The 23,178-nt window shown below is 59.3% G+C and carries 18 protein-coding genes; 4 read left to right on the top strand and 14 right to left on the bottom strand.

Annotation, left to right across the window (positions count from 1 at the left end):
* Positions 1-205: 205 nt before the first annotated feature.
* The 9 genes from CAF76_RS01320 to CAF76_RS01280 all read right to left on the bottom strand — a co-directional run bounded on the left by CAF76_RS01320 (position 206) and on the right by CAF76_RS01280 (position 11,075).
* Positions 206-1,567, bottom strand: coding sequence for a TolC family outer membrane protein (locus CAF76_RS01320; RefSeq protein ID WP_085646538.1), 1,362 nt, complete (start codon positions 1,565-1,567; stop codon positions 206-208).
* A gap of 2 nt (positions 1,568-1,569) precedes the next feature.
* The gene (locus tag CAF76_RS01315; RefSeq protein ID WP_039768319.1) at positions 1,570-2,919 is read right to left on the bottom strand and encodes an HlyD family type I secretion periplasmic adaptor subunit; all 1,350 of its coding nucleotides are present in this window, start codon (positions 2,917-2,919) and stop codon (positions 1,570-1,572) included.
* Positions 2,916-4,703, bottom strand: a complete 1,788-nt coding sequence (locus CAF76_RS01310; RefSeq protein ID WP_085646537.1) for a type I secretion system permease/ATPase — start codon at positions 4,701-4,703, stop codon at positions 2,916-2,918. The genes CAF76_RS01315 and CAF76_RS01310 overlap by 4 nt, the downstream gene beginning before the upstream one ends.
* Positions 4,704-4,908: 205 nt before the next feature.
* Positions 4,909-5,337, bottom strand: a complete 429-nt coding sequence (locus CAF76_RS01305) for an AprI/Inh family metalloprotease inhibitor (protein WP_158090456.1) — start codon at positions 5,335-5,337, stop codon at positions 4,909-4,911.
* Between the two features lie 93 nt (positions 5,338-5,430).
* A complete protein-coding gene (locus CAF76_RS01300) occupies positions 5,431-6,897 on the bottom strand; it encodes a serralysin family metalloprotease (RefSeq protein WP_064596527.1) in 1,467 nt (488 codons plus the stop codon).
* Between the two features lie 388 nt (positions 6,898-7,285).
* Positions 7,286-8,371 (bottom strand): polyamine ABC transporter substrate-binding protein, encoded by a 1,086-nt coding sequence (locus CAF76_RS01295; RefSeq protein ID WP_085646536.1) that lies wholly within the window; start codon positions 8,369-8,371, stop codon positions 7,286-7,288.
* Positions 8,372-8,427: 56 nt separating this feature from the next.
* Positions 8,428-8,772 carry a cupin domain-containing protein gene (locus tag CAF76_RS01290; protein WP_064596520.1) on the bottom strand — a complete coding sequence of 115 codons (345 nt, stop codon included), beginning with the start codon at positions 8,770-8,772 and terminating at the stop codon, positions 8,428-8,430.
* Between the two features lie 29 nt (positions 8,773-8,801).
* On the bottom strand, positions 8,802-10,208 hold the full coding sequence (locus tag CAF76_RS01285) for an FAD-binding oxidoreductase (RefSeq protein ID WP_085646535.1): 1,407 nt from the start codon (positions 10,206-10,208) through the stop codon (positions 8,802-8,804).
* 51 nt (positions 10,209-10,259) lie between these two features.
* Positions 10,260-11,075, bottom strand: coding sequence for an AraC family transcriptional regulator (locus CAF76_RS01280; RefSeq protein ID WP_085646534.1), 816 nt, complete (start codon positions 11,073-11,075; stop codon positions 10,260-10,262).
* 263 nt (positions 11,076-11,338) lie between these two features.
* Here CAF76_RS01280 and CAF76_RS01275 point away from each other — a divergent pair, with 263 nt between their 5' ends.
* A complete protein-coding gene (locus CAF76_RS01275; protein ID WP_085610669.1) occupies positions 11,339-11,611 on the top strand; it encodes a DUF1652 domain-containing protein in 273 nt (90 codons plus the stop codon).
* Positions 11,612-11,669: 58 nt separating this feature from the next.
* Here CAF76_RS01275 and CAF76_RS01270 read toward each other — a convergent pair whose 3' ends face one another.
* Positions 11,670-14,144 (bottom strand): UvrD-helicase domain-containing protein, encoded by a 2,475-nt coding sequence (locus tag CAF76_RS01270; RefSeq protein WP_085646533.1) that lies wholly within the window; start codon positions 14,142-14,144, stop codon positions 11,670-11,672.
* 278 nt (positions 14,145-14,422) lie between these two features.
* On the opposite strand from CAF76_RS01270, the gene CAF76_RS01265 reads away from it, so the two are divergent.
* Entirely contained in the window at positions 14,423-15,118 is a 696-nt protein-coding gene (locus CAF76_RS01265) for a pirin family protein (protein ID WP_085610260.1), read from the top strand.
* Positions 15,119-15,179: 61 nt separating this feature from the next.
* On the opposite strand, the gene pgm is transcribed toward CAF76_RS01265, so the two are convergent.
* The 4 genes from pgm to CAF76_RS01245 all read right to left on the bottom strand — a co-directional run bounded on the left by pgm (position 15,180) and on the right by CAF76_RS01245 (position 21,404).
* The gene (gene pgm / locus CAF76_RS01260) at positions 15,180-16,826 is read right to left on the bottom strand and encodes a phosphoglucomutase (alpha-D-glucose-1,6-bisphosphate-dependent) (protein WP_064596506.1); all 1,647 of its coding nucleotides are present in this window, start codon (positions 16,824-16,826) and stop codon (positions 15,180-15,182) included.
* A 76-nt stretch (positions 16,827-16,902) separates the two neighbouring features.
* Complete coding sequence (locus CAF76_RS01255; protein ID WP_085610258.1) at positions 16,903-18,333, bottom strand: PLP-dependent aminotransferase family protein; 1,431 nt, start codon at positions 18,331-18,333, stop codon at positions 16,903-16,905.
* 49 nt (positions 18,334-18,382) lie between these two features.
* Positions 18,383-19,837, bottom strand: a complete 1,455-nt coding sequence (locus CAF76_RS01250; RefSeq protein WP_064600815.1) for a hypothetical protein — start codon at positions 19,835-19,837, stop codon at positions 18,383-18,385.
* 544 nt (positions 19,838-20,381) lie between these two features.
* A complete protein-coding gene (locus CAF76_RS01245) occupies positions 20,382-21,404 on the bottom strand; it encodes a zinc-dependent alcohol dehydrogenase family protein (protein ID WP_064381679.1) in 1,023 nt (340 codons plus the stop codon).
* A gap of 270 nt (positions 21,405-21,674) precedes the next feature.
* Here CAF76_RS01245 and CAF76_RS01240 point away from each other — a divergent pair, with 270 nt between their 5' ends.
* The gene (locus CAF76_RS01240; RefSeq protein ID WP_039768298.1) at positions 21,675-22,589 is read left to right on the top strand and encodes a LysR family transcriptional regulator; all 915 of its coding nucleotides are present in this window, start codon (positions 21,675-21,677) and stop codon (positions 22,587-22,589) included.
* Positions 22,590-22,743: 154 nt separating this feature from the next.
* Positions 22,744-23,127, top strand: a complete 384-nt coding sequence (locus CAF76_RS01235; RefSeq protein ID WP_064596500.1) for a putative quinol monooxygenase — start codon at positions 22,744-22,746, stop codon at positions 23,125-23,127.
* Positions 23,128-23,178 lie beyond the last annotated feature (51 nt).

Below are 23,178 nucleotides of genomic sequence, written 5' to 3'. Positions count from 1 at the left end.
GTTGCCCATTCCCCTCACCCCAGCCCTCTCCCCAAGGAGAGGGAGCTGATCGAGGTGTCTTGCGTCATACATCGACCTGAAAACCGGGTCGATGCTGGATTCGGTGACGCCCGATCAGGTCGGTGTACCTCCAAAATATCCCCCGATCAGTCCCCTCTCCCTCCGGGAGAGGGTTAGGGTGAGGGCCAGTCTGAAGCCATGCACATCAACGTCCAGCCACCCCAAACGCCTCATCCACCCGCGCCAGATCCTGTTCGCTCAAGGTGCCCGCGTAGTAATGCAATTTGGTCCAGGCCATAAGGTAGTCATAGCGTGCCTGGGCCAGGTCGCGGCGGGTGGTAAATAGTTGTTGTTCGGCGTTCAGTGCGTCGAGGTTGGTTCGCTCGCCACCGAGAATGCTTTGCTTGGTCGACACCACCAGCGCTTCGGCCGAGGCCAGGGCCTTTTGATAGGCGCGCAGCTTGTTGACCCCGGACAGGCAGGCGCTGAACTGACGACGCAATTCGATCAGGGTCTCGCGGGTCTTGCCATCCAGTTCGTATTCGGCCTGTTCCATGGTGCGGCTGGCCTGGCGGGTCGAGGCCGACACACCACCACCGGCGTACAACGGCACGCTGACTTCAAACCCGATGGTGTTGGTTTCGTAACGCTGGTTGTAGGTGTTGCCGCTTTCCGATTCGTTCTGGCGCATCGTGGCGTAAGCGCTGACTTTCGGCAGGTGCCCGGCGCGGTTGCGCTCGACTTCGTAACGCGCCACTTCCACCGCCTGACGCTGGGACGCCAGGTTCGGGTTGTTGCTGATCGCCAGTTCGTGCCAGGTGTCGTAGTTGGCCGGCATCAGGGCGAATGTCTGGAAGTTCTGATCCAGTGGCGCCAGATCACTGATGTCCACCGCCGGCACCCCTACCAATGCGCCCAGTTCCCGTAGCGCGGCGTCTTGCTCGTTGCGGGCCTCGATTTCCTCGGCGGTTGCCAGTTCATAACGCGACTCGGCTTCGAGGATGTCCGTACGGGTACCCTCGCCCTGCTTGAACATGTGCTCGTTCTGCTGGAACTGCTGCTCGTACGCCTTCTTCTTGGCCAGCGCGATGTCGATCTGGTCCTGGGCAAACAAAGCCTTGGTGTAGTTATCCAGTACGCGAACCAGCAGTTCCTGGCTCTTGCCGCGGAAGTTCTCGTCGGCAAACAGCGACTGGGCCACGCCCTTGCGATACGCCGCGTAGGCTTCGTAGTCGAGCAACGGTTGTTGCAAAGTCAAGCTCGAGCCGTAGCTGTTGTAATTACGCTCATCGGTGCGATTGCGCGCGCGTTCGTCGAGGGACGTGGCCTTCGACGAGTTGCGACCCTTGTTGTAGTTGTAACCCAGTTTCGGCAACAGACCGGCGCGGCCGATAGCGCGGTTTTCAAGGCCTGCATCGCGCTCCTTGATCGCGCCGAGGAACACCGGGTCATTGCGCAACGCCTGTTCGTAGATCTCGAACGGCCCCATGGCCGCCACTGCACTGTTGCCCGCGAGCAGCGCGAACACTGCCGCCAGCATGGAAAGCTTATTCATACAGCCGAACATCCTTATTCTTCGGTCAACGCGGAACCGGCGCGGTCGAGCAGCGGCTTGAACAGGTAGTTGAGGAGCGAACGTTCGCCAGTGCGCACGAACATTTCCGCTGGCATGCCGGGTTTGATCACCAGGCCGTTGAGTTTTTCCATGGCCTGATCGCTGACGCTGCTGCGCAACACGTAGTACGGAACGCCGGTTTTCTCGTCGACCATCTGGTCGGCGGAAATCAGGCTGACTTCGCCGGGCACCCGTGGCGTCTTGCTCTGGTTGAACGCGGTGAACAGGATGTCGACCGGCAAGTGCGTGCCGACCTTGTCGATCAGGTTGATCGGCAGGTGCCCTTCGACTTCCAGGCGCGTGCCTTGCGGGACGATTTCCAGCAGGGTTTCGCCCTGACGCACCACGGCGCCTTCTGTGTGCACACCGAGGTTGACGGCCACGCCATCAGCGGTGGCGAGGATTTCGCTGTGTTGCAGGTCGAAACCGGCGGAGGTCAGTTGCTCGGACAGGGTGACGCTTTTCAGTTGTGCGTCGGCCAGCTGGGTGCGGACTTCCTTCTGGTATTCCTCACCGTGCTGTTGCAGTTTCAGCCGGGATTCAAGAATGCCCTGCTCCACCCGGCCGCTTTCACCGGTGTTCTCGGCCAATTGCTGCTGAACCTGCGACAGCTGACGCTGGTATTCCATCAGGCGGTTGCGTGGGATATAGCCGTTGTCGGCCAGCGGTTGCAGGTTGCTCAACTGCTGTTGCAGCGAGTCAGCCTGGGCGTTGAGGTCAGTTCGGGCGCGGCGCATGCCCGCCAGCTGCGCGGTGGCGCCCTCGATGCTCGCGCGCAGGGCGGCCTGTTCGCGGGCAAACGCTTCGCGACGGCTGCTGAACAATTGCCGCTGACCTTCCAGCACCAGCGCCAGGCGCGGATCGGCGTTGTCGCTCAGTTCTGCCGGAAACGTCACTTGTTTGAGGTTGTCACGCTCGGCCTGCCAGCGCGCCAGGCTGGCCCAGGCCATGCGGTATTGCGCCTGAAGTGACTGCACGTCGGCGGCAACCTGGGTCTGGTCGAGGCGGAACAGTGGCTGGCCCTGCTTCACGATTTCGCCTTCACGCACCAGAATCCGGCTGACCACGCCGCTGCTCATCGACTGCACGGCCTTGCGCTTGCCCGACACCACCACGGTGCCCTGCACCGGAATGCCCTGATCCAGCGGCGCCAATGCCGCCCAGGTGAAGAAGCTGCCGGCGCCGACCAGCGCCAGAATCCAGCCCATGCGGGCGAAAAATCTGGCGTCGCGTTCAGGGCGCTCGGTGATGTAGTCGTGTTCCATCGTGGCTTCGTTTTGCGTGTTCATGCTCGCGCTGCTCATACACCCGAATTCCTTGTCGTCGGCTGATACTGACGGCTCATGCTGAGCCCGGCCGGTGCTTGCGCAGGTTTTTCGTTTGGTTGTGGCGGGTTGCCGGGCTGGTTACCGGACAGTGCCTTGAGCACATCATGGCTCGGGCCGAAGGCCTGCAGACGGCCGTCGTTGAGTACCAGCAGCTTGTCGGCCTGAGCCAGTACCGAAGAACGGTGGGTGACCAGTACCACGGTGGTGCCCTGGGCCTTGAGCTGCACGATCGCGCTGGACAACGCGGCTTCGCCGACGGTGTCGAGGTTGGAATTCGGCTCATCCAGCACTACCAGGCTCGGGTTGCCGTACAACGCACGGGCCAGTGCCACACGCTGTTTCTGGCCGCCGGACAAACCGCTGCCGTCCTCGCCCAATTGCGTGTCGTAGCCTTGTGGCATGCGCAGGATCAGTTCGTGCACGCCGGCCTGTTGCGCGGCGGCCACGACCTTTTGCGGATCGGCTTCACTGAAACGGGCAATGTTCTCGGCGATGCTGCCACTGAACAGCTCGATGTCCTGCGGCAGATAGCCGATGTATGGGCCGAGCTGATCGCGGTTCCAACGGTGGATGTCGGCGCCGTCCAGACGTACCGTGCCACCAAGGGCCGGCCATACGCCGACCAGCACACGCGCCAGGGTCGATTTGCCGGAACCGGAGGCACCGAGCACGCCCAGCACTTCACCGGCCGCCAGGTTGAAGTTGACCATGTGCAGGGTCGCGGAGCGTTGACCCGGAGGGCCGGCGCTGACTTGTTCAAAGGTGATCTGGCCTTTCGGCGCCGGCAGCGCCATGGCGTCATCGCTCGGCGGGAAAGCTTGCAGCAACGCATCGAGGCGACGGTAAGCCAGCTTCGCCCCGCTCCACTGCTTCCACACGGCGATCAACTGGTCGATCGGGCTCAGTACCCGGCCCATCAGAATGGAGCCGGCGATCATCATCCCGGCGGTCATGTCACCCTTGATCACCAGCAGTGCGCCGAGGCCCAGCACCAGCGATTGCAGGCACAGGCGCAGGGTCTTGCTCAGCGAGCTGATCACCGCGCCAGTGTCGCTGGCCTGATTCTGCAGGCCGAGGAAGCGCGAGTGCACCTGGAACCAGCGCTTGCGCAAGGCGCCCAGCATGCCCATGGCTTGAATGGTTTCGGCGTTGTGCAGGTGGCTGGTGGCCAACTGGCTGGATTTCTGCGAATAACCGGCGGCTTCGCCCAGCGGCTTCTTGGTCATGTATTCGTTCAGGCACGCCAGCGCGATCAGCAGCAGCGCTCCCGCTGTGGCCAGCACGCCGAGCCAGACGTTGAACAGGTAAATCACAAACAGATAAACCGGGAACCACGGCGCATCGAAGAACGCGAACAGCGCAGGCCCGGTGACGAATTGGCGAATGTGGGTCAGGTCGCCCAGGGACTGCCCGGCGTTGCCCTCGCCCTTGAACAGGTTACGTTCGAAAGCTGCCTGATAGACCCGCAGGTTGAAGCGGCGCTCCAACTGGCTGCCGATGCGGATCACGATAAAGCTGCGCACCACTTCCAGCAGGCCGATAAACGCGAAGAAACCGACGACCATCAGCGACAGCATCGCCAGGGTAGTTTCGTTCTGCGAAGACAGCACCCGGTCGTAGACCTGGAGCATATATATGGAAGGCACCAGCATCAGCACGTTAATCAGTGCGGTAAAGCATCCGACGCTGATCAGAATGCTTTTATAGTCACCTAATGCCTTGAATAAGGGAGCGGTGGCTGGGGCCTTCGCCATCTTCATTGATTATTCCTGAAATGGTATTTCCCGCCCTGCTTGGCGAGACTTCAAATTAATTGCTCGCCATGAGAGCGAGACATACACCGCCAGCATTTGCTTACACTTCAATAACAACTTCCCCGATTAAAACCGGCCTCCGTGTTATTGCACTGCGGCTTATAACTGTAACGGGGTGCTTTATATTTAAACTGTCAGTCGGTTTTGGTCATCAAGGTTGCTGTACAGCACGCTTGAGTGTAATCACCAGGCCCGACTTCAAAGTGCTCAGATAAAGCCCATCACGTTGTCGGCTGAAAAACTGGATTCTTGAGCCTTCCTTGCCAGTGATCGACAGACCGTCAGGATCGGGGAACCAGCCGATGGCCGCGTCCTGCAACCACGCGCTCAGGCAATCGGCACCGTTGCCCAGCGTCTGGTTGGCTTCAAGGTCGATCAGGCAAGTGTTCGACGGTTTGTCCTGCAAAGCCTGGGCCTCTGGAGCGTCGTTGCGGTCGCTCAGGGTCGCTTGCCACTGCCCGGCAAATACCGATGGGTCTTCGAGTCTCAGGCTGCTTGCCATGGTTGTTTCTCCGGAAATCATCATCAGCATCGGCAACAGATACGCCGCCGCTTTGCGGGTAAAAGCGAATTGGATCATAGGAAATTTCACTCCGGCACGTAGCCTTGCTTACCGGTCACGGCGATGCAAGTGAAGAAAGCGGCGCATGACGCGCCGCTTTCCCGTGTTACATCACGCCACAATGTCGCTGGTGGCTGCCTGGCCAACGGTGCTGACCTGGAAATCAGCCACGCCGTGCCCGGAGAAGTCCACTGACAGCAGGCTGTTGCCGCCCGAGGACGTCAGAACCGCATCACCCGCCGCGCCGGTGAAGGCGCTGACGAAGTGCAGGCCGGCGCCCTTGGTGATACCGGTCAGGTCGATTTTGTCGAGACCGCTGACGAAATCGAGGATCTGATCGATCGCACCCGGCTTGGAGTCGGAGCTGGCTGCGAACACAAAGGTGTCCGAACCCGCGCCGCCCCACAGCTTGTCGGCGCCACCGCCACCCCAGATGATGTCGTTACCGGCACCGCCCTTGAGCTCGTTGGCCGCGCTGTTGCCGATCAGCAGGTCGTTGCCCGAACCGCCGATCGCGTTCTCGATGGTGACGCCCTTGGCGATGGACACGTTGCCCACCAGGCCGCCAACGTCGGAGAACGAGGCTTCATTGAGGTTGATCTTCTGGTTCTGGGTGAAGCCCGAGAAGTCGAAGGTGTCCTTGCCGCCCGCATCCCACACCGAGAACACCAGCTTGTCGGCCGACGACGAGGCGCTGAGGAAATCGCGACCGGCGTTGGAGTTGAAGCCGTAGGTGGTATCACCGGTTCGGGTGGTCATGTTGGCGCCGTAGAGCTTCTGGATCGCTGCGATGTCATCCATCAGCGGACCGGAGGAATAGGCTTCCACGCCGCCCTTGCTGAAGTTCTGGCTGGTGTTGCTTTCGCTCCAGTAGCTCATGACGCTGTAGCCGCGGGTGTCTTGCCCGTAGGTCGCGTCGTTGTAGGTCGGGTTGCCGTTGCCGGCGTTGTAGTCGCCCGGGTGCGCCAGGCCAAGCGTGTGGCCGATTTCGTGGGTCAGGGTCTGACGGCCGTAGTTGTTCAGGTCCGGGGTCTTGTTCTGCGTGTAACCGCTGTTGATCAAGTACCACGAAGTGCCGTCGTAACCCGGACCGGTGCCCGGCAGGTAGGCGAACGCTGCTGCGCCGTCCACGCCACCGCTGTAGTTGGCGAAGGTCATGTGGCCATCACCGCCCGAGGCTTTCTCGGTGAAGGTCACGTTGGCCACATCGGCCCAGGATTGCATGGCGAGCACGGCCTGGGCTTTCTGTTGAGCACTGAACTGACTGAACCCGGTGATCCCGTGCTTGTTCATCGTGCTGGACGATACCGAAGTCAGGAACGTGTAGGTAAGTTCGATCTTGCCGCTGCCATCCTTGTCCTGGTAGGCAGCGCCGTCGCGCAGCAACTGGGTTGCGGCCTGGTCGACGGAAAAGGAGGGTTTGCCATTGACCGTGAGGTTACCGCCACGATCGTACTGATGGCTGAAGCTATTGATCTGGTTATACGCCGTGCTGGTCGCTGCCAGAGGTTGCGGCGCCGCGTTCAGCTCAAAAGCCTGTTCGGCGGTATCAATAGCGTTAGCTTTTACTTTCGACATAAACACACTTCCTTGTTTAGCAATGGAACAGTTTTTGTCCGATAGCGACAACCTCTGGCGAGATTGTCCTATCACTCGCCCAATGAAGGCGTAAGAAACCTGACACAATTTGAAATCTGTCGTCTAGCATTTTTTCGAGATCAAATTGAACTGTTCCGGGAAACTCCCGTAAACAAAGCACGTGCCGCCGAAAGAAGTTTGAAAGTGTGGTGAGGCTGCCTAATTGTCTGACGATTTCTTATTTAAATATTAAATATCGGTAAGTTGTTTTTTGTTAGCAGCGTCTCACTTTGCTGCACTTTAGCGATGCAATGCCAGTGGTTTGATATCAAGTTGATCCAACAGAACATAGTCAGGCGAGGGCTGTGCCGCCCTCGCCTTTTTTCCTTCAGCTACCGGTACGAATCTTGTTCCACACCCGTGTCCGGATCCGGTCGATGTTCAGCGGCATCGCTTCCAGCGCGAACAGCTTGCCCATCATTTCCGGGCTCGGATAAACCTTGGTGTCGTTCTTGATCGCCGGGTCGATCAGGCTGTCGGCCTGTTCGTTGCCATTGGCGTAGTGCACGTAGTTGCTGATGCCGGCCATCACGTCGGGCTGCAGCAGGTAGTTCATGAACGCATAGCCGGCCTTCTCGTCCGGTGCGTCGGCGGGCATGGCGACCATGTCGAACCAGATGGCAGCGCCTTCCTTGGGAATTTCGTAGCCGATGTCGATGCCGTTCTTCGCCTCTTTGGCGCGGTTTTCCGCTTGCAGGATGTCGCCGGAGAAACCGACAGCCACGCAAATGTCACCGTTGGCCAGGTCGCTGGTGTATTTCGAGGAATGGAAATAGCTGACATACGGCCGCACTTTCATCAGCAGCGCTTCAGCTTTCTTGTAGTCCTCGGGATTTTTGCTGTGGTGCGGCAGCCCCAGGTAATTGAGCGCCGCCGGCAACAGTTCCGGGCCGTTGTCGAGGATTGCCACACCGCATTTCTGCAGTTTTTCCATGTATTCGGGTTTGAAAATCAGATCCCAGGAATCCACCGGCGCGTTGTCACCCAGCACGGCCTTGACCTTGGCGATGTTGTAGCCGATGCCGGTGCTGCCCCACAGGTACGGAAAGCCGTGTTCGTTGCCCGGATCGTTGGTCTGCAAGGCCTTGAGCAACACCGGGTTGAGGTTCTTCCAGTTCGGCAACTGGCTCTTGTCGAGTTTCTTCAGCGCCCCGCCTTCGATCTGCCGCGCCATGAAGTGGTTGGACGGAAACACCACGTCGTAACCGGATTTGCCGGTCATCAACTTGCCGTCGAGGGTTTCGTTGCTGTCGTAGACGTCATAGGTGACGCCGATGCCGCTGGCCTTTTCGAAGTTCTTGGTGGTGTCCGGCGCGATGTAGTCGGACCAGTTGTAAACCTTGACCGTATCCGCCGCCTGAGCGAGGGAAACGGCGAGCATCAAGGGTGCGAGCGCGAGGGTCTTTCGGATCATGGATCGATTCCTGTATTGGCTATTGTTGTTGGCAGGCAATCAAAAGGATCAAAACGTCAGAAAATCAGGACATAGGTCTTGCGTACGGTTTCCTGGATGTCCCAGATCCCGAGCGTATTGGCCGGCAACATCAGTGCGTCGCCACCTTGTATGTGCAGGGTTTCGCCGCCGTCGTCCGGGGTGAACGTGCAGCGACCGGAAATGAAATGGCAGAACTCTTGAGCAGTGATCTGCCGGCGCCAGCGACCTGGGGTGCATTCCCAGACGCCGGTTTCGACGCCGTCGTCGCGCTCGACGCTGGTGGTCGAGGCAATCGCCACTGGCGTGCCGAGCGGCACGGCCACCGGGTTGGACTCATCCAGTTGCAACGTGGCGGTGTTCTTGAATTGGGTGATGCTCATGGCGTTACCTGTCTGATAGTAAACAACGTTTAGTGCATGAAACCTTCCATGAACCCGGCCACCTGGCTGGCAAGCTTGCGCCGCCAGGGCGCAGTCGCCGGGTTGGCCAGGGTCTGGTCTTCGTGGACAAAGCTTTTGATGATCGCGTTGTAGCCGAGCCAGCGGCATGGCTCCGGCTCCCAGGCCCGCAGTGCGTGGATCCCGCCATCGGGCAGCACCCATGGTTGATGCGTCAGCTCGGTGTCGCGCTCGAGAATCAGATCCGCAAGCGTCCGCCCGCCCAGGTTGGAAGCGCCGACACCCTCCCCGCCATAGCCGCCGGACAGCGCGATGCCGTTGGCCCGATCGCAGAGCATGTGCGGTTTGAAATGCCGGGACATGCCGAGGTTGCCGCCCCAGGCGTGGGTGATCTGTACGTTTTTCAGTTGTGGGAACAGTTCGCCGAACAGGTAGCGCCGCAGTTCGACTTCATCGCGGGTCAGGTCGAAGTTATGCCGCAGTTGGCCGGCGAACTGATAACCGCCACGGGCGCCGAAGATCAGGCGGTTGTCGGCGCTACGCTGGCCGTAAGTGACCTGACGGCTGAACTCGCTGAAGGCCTGGCCCCGACTGAGGCCGATTTCATCCCAGGTCGCAGCGGGCAACGGCTCGGTTGCGACGATCAGGCTTTGCACCGGCAATTGATAACGACCCAGCGGTGGCAGCGTGACGGAATAGCCTTCGATGGCCGGAACGATCCAGCGACTGCGCACACTGGCGTTGTCGGTCCGCAGGCTGCCGGCCTGCCAATGGGTCACCGGGCTGTTTTCGTAAATCTTCACCCCCAGGCCTTCGACGGCTCGCGCCAGACCGCGCACCAGTTTCGCCGGGTGAATGGTCGCCACATGCGGGGCGAAGATGGCGCCGTAGGGCTTGGCGATGCGCAGCTGCTGCGCCAGTTGTTCGGGGCTGAGCCAACGGTAATCGTCGTCGGTCAGGCCCTGGGCGTGGAGCTTTTTCAGGTAGTCGCGAAGATTGGCTTCCTGCTCGGGATAGCGCGCGGCGCAATACAGCACTCCGCCCTTACGGTAGTCGCAGTCGATGCCTTCGCGTTCCAGGACGATTTCTACTTCATCGGGAATGCTGTGCAACAGGTCGAATGAAGCGCGACGTTGTTGTGCGGACAGGCCCGCCAGCAGGCGATCTTCGCCCAGCAGATTGCCCATCAACCAGCCACCGTTGCGACCGGAAGCGCCGAACCCGGCGGTTTGCGCTTCGATGATGGCAATGTTCAGGCTCGGCGCCTGTTGTTTCAGGTAGTACGCAGTCCACAGTCCGGTGTAACCGGCGCCGATGATCGCCACGTCGACATCCAGGTCCTGCGCAAGCGACGGGCGCGCGGTCAGCGGCTCGTCGAGTTGGTCCATCCACAAACTGATAGTGCGCCACGCCGGCATGCAAGACTCCGCCAATCCAGGTTTCGATGGCGTCGATCCTAGTGGCTGGACTCAGGGATTGTCTTGCGCGCGTGTCCGCAAAGAAATTTGCTTCGCATAAGCTTTCGGCGACTGCCCGGTGTGCTGGCGAAAGCAGCTATAGAAAGCCGACAGTGAATTGAACCCGGCGGCGAAGGCCAGCTCATCGATGCGCAGCGGCGGCGTAGCGTTGTCCAGCGACTGCAATAGATGTTGCAGACGCGCCTGATTGACGTAGCGGTAGAAGCTTTGCCCCAGCACCTGATTCAGCAAATAGGAAATCTGGTTGCGGCTGTACCCGCACTCCTTCGCCACCCGTTGCAGGTCGAGCTCCGGATCGAGATACGGTTGCTGGCGCTGGAAATACTGCTGCAAGTCATCGGCCATGAAGCTCAACTGGCGCGGCGACAGGCCCAGGCGACTCACCGCCGGACGCTGGCGGGTTGTCGTCGGACTTTCAGCCTGTTCGCGCACCAGCGAGGCATATTCGTTGACCCGCCAGATCCGCCCGTCCTTGACCGTGATCGCTTCACTGGAGCGAAACGACACCAGCCCGTTACCACCGCGCAACGTCACTTCGTATTGAATGAAGGCGGTGTTGCCGTCGATACGGATGCGGTCGCAATGCTCCAGTGCTTCGTCGGACTCGCGCGGCATGCTGACCCGAACGTACTCGCGCAACTCGTCGAGGCCGAGCACGCGGTTCTGGAAGAAATCGTTGTACTGGATGTCCGGGTGGTACAGCGCCATCACGCCATCCAGGTCCCGGTGTTTCCAGCACAGGTGATAGCGCATGACCGTCTCGGCCGTAGCCTGGCTCTGATCCGGGCCGTCATCATCGGCGTGCATAAGAGACTCTTGGAAAAAGAACCGAGCTTGCCCAACTTCCGGCGCTGCTTCAACAACCGGTGGTGATGGCATTTTGGCGACGATTGGGGTGGACCGTGACTTACATCAAAAGAATCCTCGCAATCGCTAAATGAACTGAAAATTCTCACAGGAATTTCACATTCAGATGCTACTTTTAAAGGCAGTCACCGGTTGAGCCAATGAAGGCTCTTCCCACCTACCATGAGCAAACGGAAGCGCTCGATGAAGAAGGCGGGCAACACATGATCAAAGGGTCAAGCAAAGTCACGTTCCCCAATGCCTGCCAGCTGATGCGCTGGCATTTTCATCCCATGGGTTTCGAGGCGACCATGGATGCGCCTGGCAGTCTGGTCGCTCGCCTGTTCGATCGGGCCAGCGGCGAAACCTTGATTGCCATCGCCGGCATCCCCTGTGCCACGGTGATGAACGCGGCGGATGTGGAGCGAATAATCGAAGCCGTCGAGGACGAACTGGAGGCTTTCATTCCTCCGGAATCTCTCAAGAGTTACGCGTAACTGGCTGATTTAGAATAAAAAAGCCCGCCTTGTGCGGGCTTTTTCATGGGCATTGGATTCAGGCCATTTTCTTTCCCGGACGATGATCGACGAAGAATGGTTTGCCTTTGGCGACCCGGTCCGAGGCCCGAGGCATGTTGACCGCCTGAGTGTCCTGCGGCTCGACATACCAGTAGCAATGGCTGACTGCACGGGTGATACCGACGTAGGCCAGGCGCAGGATTTCGTCTTTTTGCGCGCTGTCGTACGGCTCGCTGTCGCCAGCCTTGCCCAGTCCGGCCATCCGATACACCTGATTCTTGTACGGCGAACTGGTCAAGTGCTGGCAATCGCCCAACAGAAAAACCGCGTCGGCCTGCAGACCTTTGGCGCTGTGATAGGTCAGTTGTTTCAGGCGCCGGGAGTCGTACGGCAAGCTCGAATCAACATTAACTACTGACTGAATATGCTGTTCTATCAGTAACTTATCGCTGCTTTTTCGATAAAGCATCAGGATTGAATCGCCGTTTCGATAGTGTTCCGCCAGGCGCTCGCCGAGCGCCTGATCGTCGCGCTCCAGCACATTAACTGGCTGCAACGGCCTCTCCTCGCCGCTGGCCTTGGCCTTTTTGCCCGGGATCGCCGGCGCTGCCCGAACGATGTGTTCTGCCGCGTCGATGATGTGCTGATGGCTGCGATAGTTGTCGCTGAGCATCACCCGCGTCGTGCTCGGCGACGGGAATTCTTTGTTGAACTCCATGAAATAGCTCGGCGAACTGCCGCGCCAGCCATAGATCGATTGCCAGTCATCGCCCACGCAAAGCAGCGACGATCGCTGCGCACCTCGTCCGACGTGCATGGCCGGGCCGCGACTGCGTATTTCCGAGAGGCTGGCGCGGATCCACGAGACGATCTGCGGTGAAACGTCCTGAAACTCATCGATCATCAGGTGCGACATTGGCCGCAGCAGTTCATCGCTGAGCAATTTGAAGTTTTCCGGCGAGTGCTCGCTGAACAGGGCAAACATCCGGTTGTAGGTCATGACCGGCGGCTTTTGATCCAGCAAGTGATCTTCCAGCGCTCGCCAGAACAGGCTTAAAGCTTCGAAGAAAAACCGGTCCGGATCGTCCTTGGCGAAATTCATGCGGCCAACGGCGTCCGGAACATCCAGGCCCAGGTTCTCGATGAAGCCTGCGGCAGCGACAAAACAATCGAGCAACGGCGCGGATGCCAGCTCGCCTTTGACCTTGTAATCGAAGCCCGGGCCGGCGCTGGCATCGCCCGCCAGCGTGGCCAATACACGTTTGGATGATTCGTAACTATCAAGCCATATCAACGGCTTACGGCAGAAAGCTTGAAACAGGGTGCGCTTGACTGCCCACTCTGCACGAACCGTCAGCTTGGCGTTGGGACGGCAAACCTGCGAGTTTTCCCGAGGATCGAAACCCAACACGACCCAGGCATCCAGGCTCGGAATGTAACCATGGCAATGGAACGATGCGCCGTTGATTTCGAATGTCTGGCGGCTCGGTTCGATGCCCTTGATCGGCCAGGCACCGGCACGAAGCCACATGTCTTCGATCATGTCGCACAGCTCTTCATCGCGACGGGCCGCCAGTTCTGTCACAGCGACGCGTTTTTGCACGTCCGGGTGATCGCGTTCCAGCTCCTTGAGCTGCAAGGCGTGCCGGGACAGCGGCTGGATCAGTTGCGCAAAGCGCGGATCTTCTTTGTAGAGACGGTGGTAACAGGCGTTGAGTTGCTGACGCTGCGCGTCGTTGATGCGCAGATCGAACGGATTGCTGTCGACGTCTTCATCTCCGCCCGGCGCGCGGTGGCTGAGGTTTTCGAATGCCTGCAAGCGCTCGAATCCGGGCAGACTGCGAACCATCGGCAAGATCCGCGAGTGGAAAGTGCGCACCAGATCCTTCGCAGCTTTCTGACTGAGTGCCCGGTCCCATAACGCAAACAGTTCGATCAGTTTGCTGATGAAATCCTTGCGCGACTCGCGGGTGAAGGTCACCACGGTCATCGAATCGAGCTCGAAGCCCAGATAGTGAGTCAGCAGCAGGATCCGCAACACCAGCGTGGTCGACTTGCCAGCTCCGGCCCCGGCAATCACTGATGTTGACGGCGTATCGCTGAAAATCATCTTCCATTGCGCCGCGCTCGGCTGGGCGTGCGCAGGCAGCAGACGCGCGACGTCGGCTTTCATGCGCTTCTTCAGTTCTGCGCTGAGCGGCAGGCGCCAGTCGTCGAACAGGTGATTGTCAATGCCCGGCGGGCGATGCTCGGTATTGCGGCTGTCGCGGATCAACAAGACCTGGCGCCCCTCTTCCAGCCCGTCAGCCTTGCCTTCCTTGTACCCGTAATCCACGCCGGCGGTATGTCCGCTGCGAAAGCCGTCAGCCTGGCCGTGCAGCCACGAGGCACGGTGTTGGGCGCGTAGTTGCGTCAGACCGTGGCCAAGGAAACGCGCCGCCAGGCGTTTGAACCAGGGCATCTCGGCCAAGGGACGAAGTTCGGGAGGAAGATCGGGGGTGTGTTGCGCCACGCTGACGGACTCCGGATGTGAGGCTGTTGAGGGCTATGGTGTCTGGATTTGCTTTTTTGTTCTAGCGAAATGCTTACAGGTCATTGGTTTAGGCGATGAATTGAAGGTGGGATGAGACGGTTTCGAGCTTTTTTCATATCAACCGATTCGATTGGAATGCAGCAGTTTTTACGCTTTTTCTCGATGGTTGACTGATAGATGATGGCTGCCATCAATCACCGGTCTCGCTTCGTGGCTCAGGCATCACGCCCCATGACGAACCTTTTGAGGAGACGATCATGCTTGAACTCAGACCTTTCAGCTCGCTGGGTGGCGCCCATCACGGCTGGTTGGATGCCCATCACCATTTTTCGTTCGCCGAGTACTACGATCCGCAACGCATGAGCTGGGGCAACCTGCGTGTGTGGAATGACGACATCATTGCCGCCGGCACGGGCTTCCCTACCCACCCGCACCGTGACATGGAAATCATCACTTACGTGCGTGAAGGTGCGATCAGCCACCAGGACAACCTGGGCAACAAGGGCCGCACCGAGGCTGGCGACGTCCAAGTGATGAGCGCCGGCACCGGGATCGCCCACAGCGAATACAACCTGGAAGCCACGGACACCAAGATTTTCCAGATCTGGATTCTGCCGACCGAAACCGGCGCACCACCGTCATGGGGCGCCAAACCGTTCCCGAAAGGCGACCGCGAAGGTTTCGTAACCCTCGCCAGCGGCAAGACTGGCGACGATCAGAGCCTGCGCATCCGCGCCGACGCACGCCTGGTGGCGGCCAATATCAAGGCCGGGGAAACTGCTGAATATCGCCTCGATGCAGGACGTCGCGCGTATCTGGTTCCGGCGACGGGCGTCATTGAAGTCAACGGCTTGCGCGCACAAGCTCGAGACGGTGTGGCGGTGGCTGATGAACAAGTGCTGACCGTCACGGCGCTGGAAGACAGCGAGATCGTGTTGGTGGATCTGGCCTGAACGGCGAATCGCGGGCACAAAAAAGGGCGACCTCAGGGTCGCCCTTTTCCGTTGTCTGGATTTACTGGGTGCTGATCGCACCGTCCACCAGGGTTTGCGCTTCAGCCACCAGCTGCTTGAGGTGGTCGTCGCCGATGAAGCTTTCGGCGTAGATCTTGTAGATATCTTCAGTGCCCGACGGACGTGCGGCAAACCAGCCGTTTTCGGTCATCACTTTCAGGCCTCCGATGGCCTGATCGTTACCCGGAGCCTTGCTGAGAATGCTCTGGATCTTCTCGCCCGCCAGTTCGGTCGAGGTGACCTGCTCCGGCGACAGCTTGCTCAGCAGCGCTTTCTGTTCCGGATTGGCCTTAGCGTCGACACGTACCGAGAACGGTTCGCCCAGCTCGTCGGTCAGCGCACGGTAGGCCTGGCTTGGGTCGCGGCCGGTGCGGGCAGTCATTTCAGCGGCCAGCAGGGCTGGAATCAGGCCGTCCTTGTCGGTGCTCCAGACACCGCCGTCCTTGCGCAGGAACGAGGCGCCAGCGCTTTCTTCGCCGCCAAACCCCAGCGAACCGTCGAACAGACCGTCAGCGAACCATTTGAAACCGACCGGCACTTCGTACAGGCGACGGCCCAGACGCTTGGTCACGCGATCGATCAGGCCGCTGCTGACCACGGTTTTACCCACGGCCGCGTCGGCACGCCATTGCGGACGGTTCTGGAACAGGTAGTCGATCGAAACCGCCAGATAATTGTTCGGTGCCAGCAGGCCGCCGGACGGTGTGACGATGCCGTGACGGTCGTGATCCGGGTCGCAGGCGAAGGCCACGTCAAAGCGCTCTTTCAGACCGATCAGACCTTGCATGGCATGGCTGGACGATGGGTCCATGCGGATCTGCCCGTCCCAGTCGACGGTCATGAAACGGAACGTCGAATCGACTTCCTTGTTCACCACATCCAGGTCCAGACGATAGTGCTCGGCAATCGCCGACCAGTAGCGCACCCCTGCTCCGCCCAGCGGATCGACGCCCAAGCGCAGTTTGGCGCCGCGAATGGCATCAAAGTCGATGACGTTGATCAGATCGGCCACGTAGGTGTTCACGTAGTCGTGGCGATGGGTGGTGCTGGCTTTGAGCGCCTGCTCGTAGCTGATGCGTTTGACGCCTGCCAGTTTATTGGCCAGCAGTTCGTTGGCCTTGGCTTCGATCCACTTGGTGATGTGGGTATCGGCCGGGCCGCCGTTGGTTGGGTTGTACTTGTAGCCACCGCTTTGAGGCGGATTGTGCGACGGGGTGATGACGATGCCGTCGGCCAGGCCGGTGGTGCGACCACGGTTGTAGCAAAGAATGGCGTGAGAGACAGCCGGCGTCGGGGTGTACTCATCCCCTTCGGCGATCATCACGGTCACGCCATTGGCCGCCAGTACTTCCAGGGCGCTGGCCCCTGCCGGAGTCGACAGCGCATGCGTGTCGATGCCGACGAACAGCGGCCCGGTGATGCCCTGGGCTTCGCGATACAGGCAGATCGCCTGGCTGATGGCCAGAACGTGCCACTCGTTGAAACTCAAATCAAAGGAACTGCCCCGGTGCCCAGAGGTGCCGAACGCCACGCGCTGGGTGGAAACCGAGGCGTCGGGTTGACCGGTGTAATACGCCGTAACCAGTCGCGGGATGTCGACCAACAGTTCTGCCGGTGCCGGTTTGCCCGCAAAAGGACTGAGTGTCATGCAAAACCTCTGAAATAGAGTGGTTCAAGAAATTACAAGGGAGTTTACTGGCAGTTTGTCCGGAGTGCGATGGGGTCTATTGCACACAGGCCGGGTGTTTTCGAACATCCGCCCGCGGAGCCAGTCGTAACGCATCCCCAAGCAATCCGACAAGTCTTAACAACTCGAGTTCGGCGCTGCCGGTTACACTCAGACGCAGGTTCTGCGCGTGCAGCCCTTGGAGGCTGAACAGCTCTCCGGGTGCAATCAGCACGTGTTGTTTAAGTAGCCGCTGAAACACGGCATCCATGGTGATCGGGCGCGCAGAATGCAGCCAGATCGTTGCACCGCCCCGGGGTTCGATGATCTGCACAACGTCGCCGAGGCGTTCATGTATCAGCTCGATCCATCGCGTCCGACGCTCCCTGAGTATGCGCTTGAGCACCGGCAAGTGCTGGTCGACCCGCCCGCTTCCATAGAGTCGGGCGATGGCCTTTTGCCGGATCGGTGAAAGGCGAAACGAACGCAACAGGAAGTGACGCTGCAAATCGGCGCGCCATTGTCGCGACAGGACAAACCCATAGGGGGCTTCAACCCCGATGATTTTTTCGAACATGGAAAAGATCAACAGCCGGTCGGGATCCACCAGCTCGCGCAGTGGCTCACCGTCATCGTCGTCCAGCAACTCGCCATGACAATCGTTCTCCAAAACCCAGGTGCCATGATTCGCGAGAAGTTGTGCGACGGCCTGGCGACTGTCCGGAGGGTGACGGCTGCCGTGGGGCATGTTCAGTTTCGAGGACAACAGGATCAGCCGCACCCGCTCGGTTTCGAGCAGCCTCTGCAGTGTCTGCAGATCGAGCGCCCCGTCTGGCTGAATCGGGAGTTCAATGACCCGGACTTCGGCAGACTCAAGCAAGCGCAGGATCATCCAGTCACACGGCGACTCGACGACTACGGTTGAGTGGCGCAGCCCGAGAACTGCGATCAGGATTTCCAGCACCCCTCTCAGATCGGCACCGATATAGACATCTTCGGCGTGCCAGCAATGTGTCGCCGACGAGGTGTAGCGGGCCGCCAGCAACGTGCGCAGCTCCAATTCGCCGCAAGGCTGGGCGGGCGTCTGCAAGTGCTGGGGATACTGACGCAGCAGCTCTCGCTCGAGCGTCAGCAAGGGACGATCCAGGGGCTGAACCAACGCCGGCTCATCGGCACTCAGTACCTGCATGCCAGCGCATCTGGCATTGACGTAGACCGTTTCCAGCAAATCACTGCCGCGTCCTGGCGGCATGACCGTCGATGTCGCCTGTGCAAAGTATCCGGACTTGGCCACGGAGTAGACCCGCCCTTCTCTCTCCAGCAGCGCGTAGGCGTACTGAACGGTCGAGATCGATACGTTCAACCGTTCGGCCAATTGCCTCAACGATGGCAATCGAATGGCTCCCTGATTGCCCGGTTCGCTGATCAGTTGGGTCAGGTAGCGGTAGACCGCCTGATAGGCAAAATCGGAGGTTTGCGACTCATTCATGAGCCGGTGCCCGTAGATACTTCCCCGTGGCCGGGCAGCAAGATCACATTCAACCTTCCGCCGAACGATCACTCGCTGTGACCTCGTGCTCGGGCAATTCCTGCGTTTTGGCGAAAGGCTCACCCATCCGGATTGCATCCATTGCATATAACCGACAGATCAGTCGCAGGGGTAAACCGCTGACATCGGTCATCCATTGCAGAACCTGCTCTGGCGCGTGCAGGCCCTGCATGGCACGGTGCAGATCGGGCATGGCGACCAGCATGCCCGGATGGCAAGTGCGCAAGAATCGTTCAAGGCCGGCGCCGGCATCGATAAAGGGCGCGAACAACAGACAAACCACCTGCGCCTCGTTGAGGCCGAAATTCTTTTGCAGCGCCGCCGCAGCCAGCGACCGCTGGCCGTCCAGATCGGAGAGATTGCCGAACCGGGATATGAAGCGTTCGCAAACCTGTTCAGGCGTGTTCCGGCGGCGCATCATCGCCAGGCATTGCTGCAGATAGTCCGATACACCGGCCTCGTAACTGCGGCCTTCCAAGTAACTGGCTTGCAGCCCCTTCAGGTAGGCACCGAGCAAGGGGTCGTTACATTCACCGGCACGCGCTTCAAACATCAGTTCATCGGCTTGGAACCCAAGAAAATCGCTGAGCAAAGGCCAGCGCTCCTCCATCTTGCCGACCACCATATCGTCGATGCCGATATAGCTGGTGCGGCGACAGGCCTCGAACTCACCCAGCGGCCGCCATGGCACCCGGTCTTCCTCGGAATAGAGCTCGCGATAACAATCGCCACCGATGCTGTCGAGCAATCCGAACAGTTCATCGAACCCCACTCCCCTTCGCACCAGCTCGCCAATGCCGGCCTTGCGCACCGCCCGGTCGAGACCGTCGATAAACTGCTCCTGACGGCGCGCGTTGTCGCTGCTGATCAAGGCGTCGACACCGTTGTTCCAGCGGGCAACCTGGCCATAGAACTCGGCAGTGGTCAGATACAGGTCGTCCCACAGTGTCAGCTCCTCATCCCGTCCACGACGATGACCCACCATCAGCAGATTGAGTCTGCCGGCCTCTCGCCCCTCATCGCTGACAGGCGCCAGATGGTTGAAAGGCAGGATCTCGCGATGATCCACCATCAGAAGCTCGACCCTTGGGTCGTCATGCAGGAACAGAGCACTGAAGCTGCGATGCATGTTGTGCAGTGCGGAATCCGGTACGCCATTGCAACGCACGGTGGCGACCCGCAACTGAAATGTGGCGGGCGCACGGCCGGCGATGCTCAACTGGGCGGCGCGTAACAGGGCCAGGCTGTAACAGCAATCACGGGTACCGGATTGAGTCACCAATACCTTGAATTCACCGATGCGCTCCATCCCCCCCGCAGCAACCGCCAGGCGCTGGATCAACAGCTGCAATGCCGTGCGTTCGGCACGTGAAAAGAAACTCAGCAGGCGTTGCAATACTTGCTGGTAGACATAATTCATTGCCTGATCATGGATCGTGCTCATCAGTACTTCACCCGGTATCAAAGGTTTATATCGCGCGGCCACGAATGGCGAACGCACAATCATTCTTCATTAATTAATAGACGCTGAAATGCTAACACTTAAGTTTTCGTAGTTATTTGAAACAGTTGAGCGCGCGGCGTCTCGGATTTGCGAGCAGCATGACCGAAAGCCCCGTCGTAGCTGGGCTCTTCGAGAAAGTGAGTTTTCCTAGGAAACTTCTTACAAGCCCCTGCGCACGATGAGCACAAGAAAAAAAGAAGGGATTACATAGCGCCCCTACAAACATTAAACAAAAGTTTGAGGCGCGATGATAAACAGCTGATTGATATTGCACGGAGCAAATAGAATGCACAGACATAGCTCATTCCTTGAGATGAAAGTAGTCATTCAATTATCAGGGTCTTAAGGGCAATTAGAAGATACAGATCGAGAGCAAAAACCAGTTCAGTTGCTGAACAGCCCCAGGCGTCTGGCCCAGGGTTTCTCGATGTCTGAAGGGAAAAACGCACAAGAGTCCGTGGGGCCACGGACTCTAATTGGAAGGTCAGGCAGTTTCGATTTGCAGGGCAACCCGCTCGCGGCATGGGCACTCGTCCATGTAGCGGTGAGCTTCGACAAACTCGTTGAACGGAAACACCCGGGTCTTGAGCGGAAGCAGCACACGGTCGGCGGTGAGCTGGTTGATATCACGCAAGGCACGTTGCAAGGCGACGTGGTCCTGGATGATGCCCAGCTCTGGCTTGCCGGTGAAGTTGCCGATGCAGTGCACGAAGAACTGAATGTTCTTCTGGAACGCCGCACAGGCCGGGAACGGCGTCTGGTTGCCGCCCTGCAAGCCGTACAGCACCAGGCTTCCACGGGGCGCCAGCACATCACCGAGCAGCGACATCTGTGGCCCGCCGAGCCCGTCGAACACCACGTCGACACCCCGGTTGTCGGTGATCTTGTTGATTCGCATCAACAGGTCTTCTTCTTCGGTGACGATCACTTTCTCGGCACCGAGCGACAGCAGGTACTCGCGCTCTTCCGCCGTTTTGGTAGCGGCAATCACCCGCACACCCAGCGCCTTGCCCAACTGGACGAAGGACGGCCCGGCACAGTGACTGGCGTCGGTCACCAGGGCGAACTGTCCGGGTTTGACCCGTGCCAGATCGACGTAACCGAAATAGGCGATCAACAGCGGCGTGTAATGCACGCTGGCTTCAATCGGGCTGAGCACGTCCGGATAACGGGTCAGCGCGGTGCGCGGCAGAACGATCAGTTCGCCGTAGACCGGATAATCATTGGGGCTCTCGGCCGGGAAGCTGGCCACCTTGTCGCCCACGGCCAGATCTTCGACGCCGTCGCCGATGGCCGTGACCACGCCAGCCATTTCATGACCCAGGCCTGAAGGCAGACGCGCCTGGGACGACGCCAGATTCTGGCGCCACAGCGTGTCATACCAGCTGATGCCGATTGCCTCGACACGCACCTGCACTTCGCCAGGACCTGGCTGAGCAGCCGCATGCTCTTCGCATTTGAGCACCTCGGCCGGACCAAACTTGTGAAAACGGATCGTGCGGGACATCGCAAACCTCGTCAAAGTAACCTCTAATGCCCTGAACTCTATCTGGGCTTTCCAGCCAAGACTATCAGTGGCTATTAATAGTCGACATGCCTGTCATTGATTCCGCAGCATGGCCAGCATTGAAAAAATCCATGAAAAATCTGCTGCCGCCTTCTCAGTAAAGCTGAATTACCCGGTGCAGAGTACCAGCCTTTCCCCGTAAGATTCATGCCGGCCATTGTTCTCATATGGTCGCTCTCGTCAAGCTTGATGACTCTGCCAGGACTCCAGATGAATCGTAATGACCTGCGTCGTGTCGACCTCAACCTGTTGATCGTGTTCGAAACGCTGATGCATGAGCGCAGCGTGACCCGTGCGGCGGAAAAGCTGTTCCTCGGACAGCCGGCGATCAGCGCGGCGCTATCGCGCCTGCGCGGCCTGTTCGACGATCCTTTGTTCGTGCGCACCGGACGCAGCATGGAACCTTCCGCCCGTGCGGTGGAAATCTTCGCCCTGCTCTCCCCGGCCCTGGACTCGATTTCCACCGCCGTCAGCCGTGCAGCGGAATTCGACCCGGCTACCAGCACTTCGGTATTTCGCATAGGCCTGTCGGACGATGTCGAATTCGCGCTGCTGCCGATGCTGCTCAAGCGCCTGCGCGCCGAGGCGCCCGGCATCGTGCTGGTGGTGCGTCGCGTCAACTACATCCTGATGCCCGGCCTGCTCGCCTCCGGCGAAATCTCCATCGGCGTCAGCTACACCACCGACCTGCCAGCCAACGCCAAACGCAAGGTTCTGCGCCGCAGCGCTCCCAAGTTGCTGCGCGCCGATACCGTGCCGGGGCCGCTGAGCCTGGACGATTACTGCGCCCGCCCGCATGCGCTGGTGTCGTTTGCCGGCGACCTCAGTGGTTTCGTCGATGAAGAGCTGGAAAAACTCGGGCGTAAACGGCATGTGGTACTAGCCGTGCCGCAGTTCAACGGATTGGGTACGCTGCTGGCGGGCACCGACATCGTCGCGACCGTCCCCGATTACACAGCGGAAGCACTGACGGCGGCTGGTGGTCTTCGCGCGGAAGATCCACCGTTGCCGACGCGCACGTTTGAACTGCACATGGCCTGGCGTGGGTCGCAGGACAACGATCCGGGTGAGCGTTGGTTACGGTCGCGGATTCAGATGTTTTTTGGCGACCCTGACAGTCTCTAGGTGTCGCCGGGCAGGCTTTTCATCTGATCATTTCTCGCTTTTCCTAGGCCATGTAGATCCGTTCACTTCCAGTGGATTGCTACATTGGGGACACATCTGAGGGCATGCATTGGATGGTGCGAAAAGGATGCCCCACTATCTGGAATAACTGCACATGTCGGTCTTGCGTATAGCTGGTGTATTTGGATGCATTTGGGTAGGTTCGGTGTTGGCCGCGGAACCGACCGCAAAAGTCGTGCGGATTGCACAACTCGTGATAGACCCTGCTCAATTGGCGGCTTACCAAACGGCGGTCAAGGAGGAAATGGCTGACTCTGTTCGCCTTGAGCCAGGCGTGCTCGCGATTTATTCGGTGGCGGAAAAGGACCACCCGAACCGCCTTCACTTCTTCGAAATCTATGCAAACGAAGCCGCCTACAAAAGCCACATCGCCTCTGCCCATTTTCAGAAATACGTGAATACGACAAAGTCGATGATCGTTTCCAGAACGCTTATAGAAACCGACCCGGTGCAACTCAGCGCTCAGCAAGGTCAATGATTGGGCAATTATTTGCTCGGATTGTGCAATCAAGCCCGAAGGCACAGCTCT

This window comes from Pseudomonas sp. B40(2017) (genome assembly GCF_002112855.1).
Lineage (GTDB): Bacteria > Pseudomonadota > Gammaproteobacteria > Pseudomonadales > Pseudomonadaceae > Aquipseudomonas > Aquipseudomonas pharyngis.
This window is presented reverse-complemented; position numbering and strand designations above follow the sequence as displayed.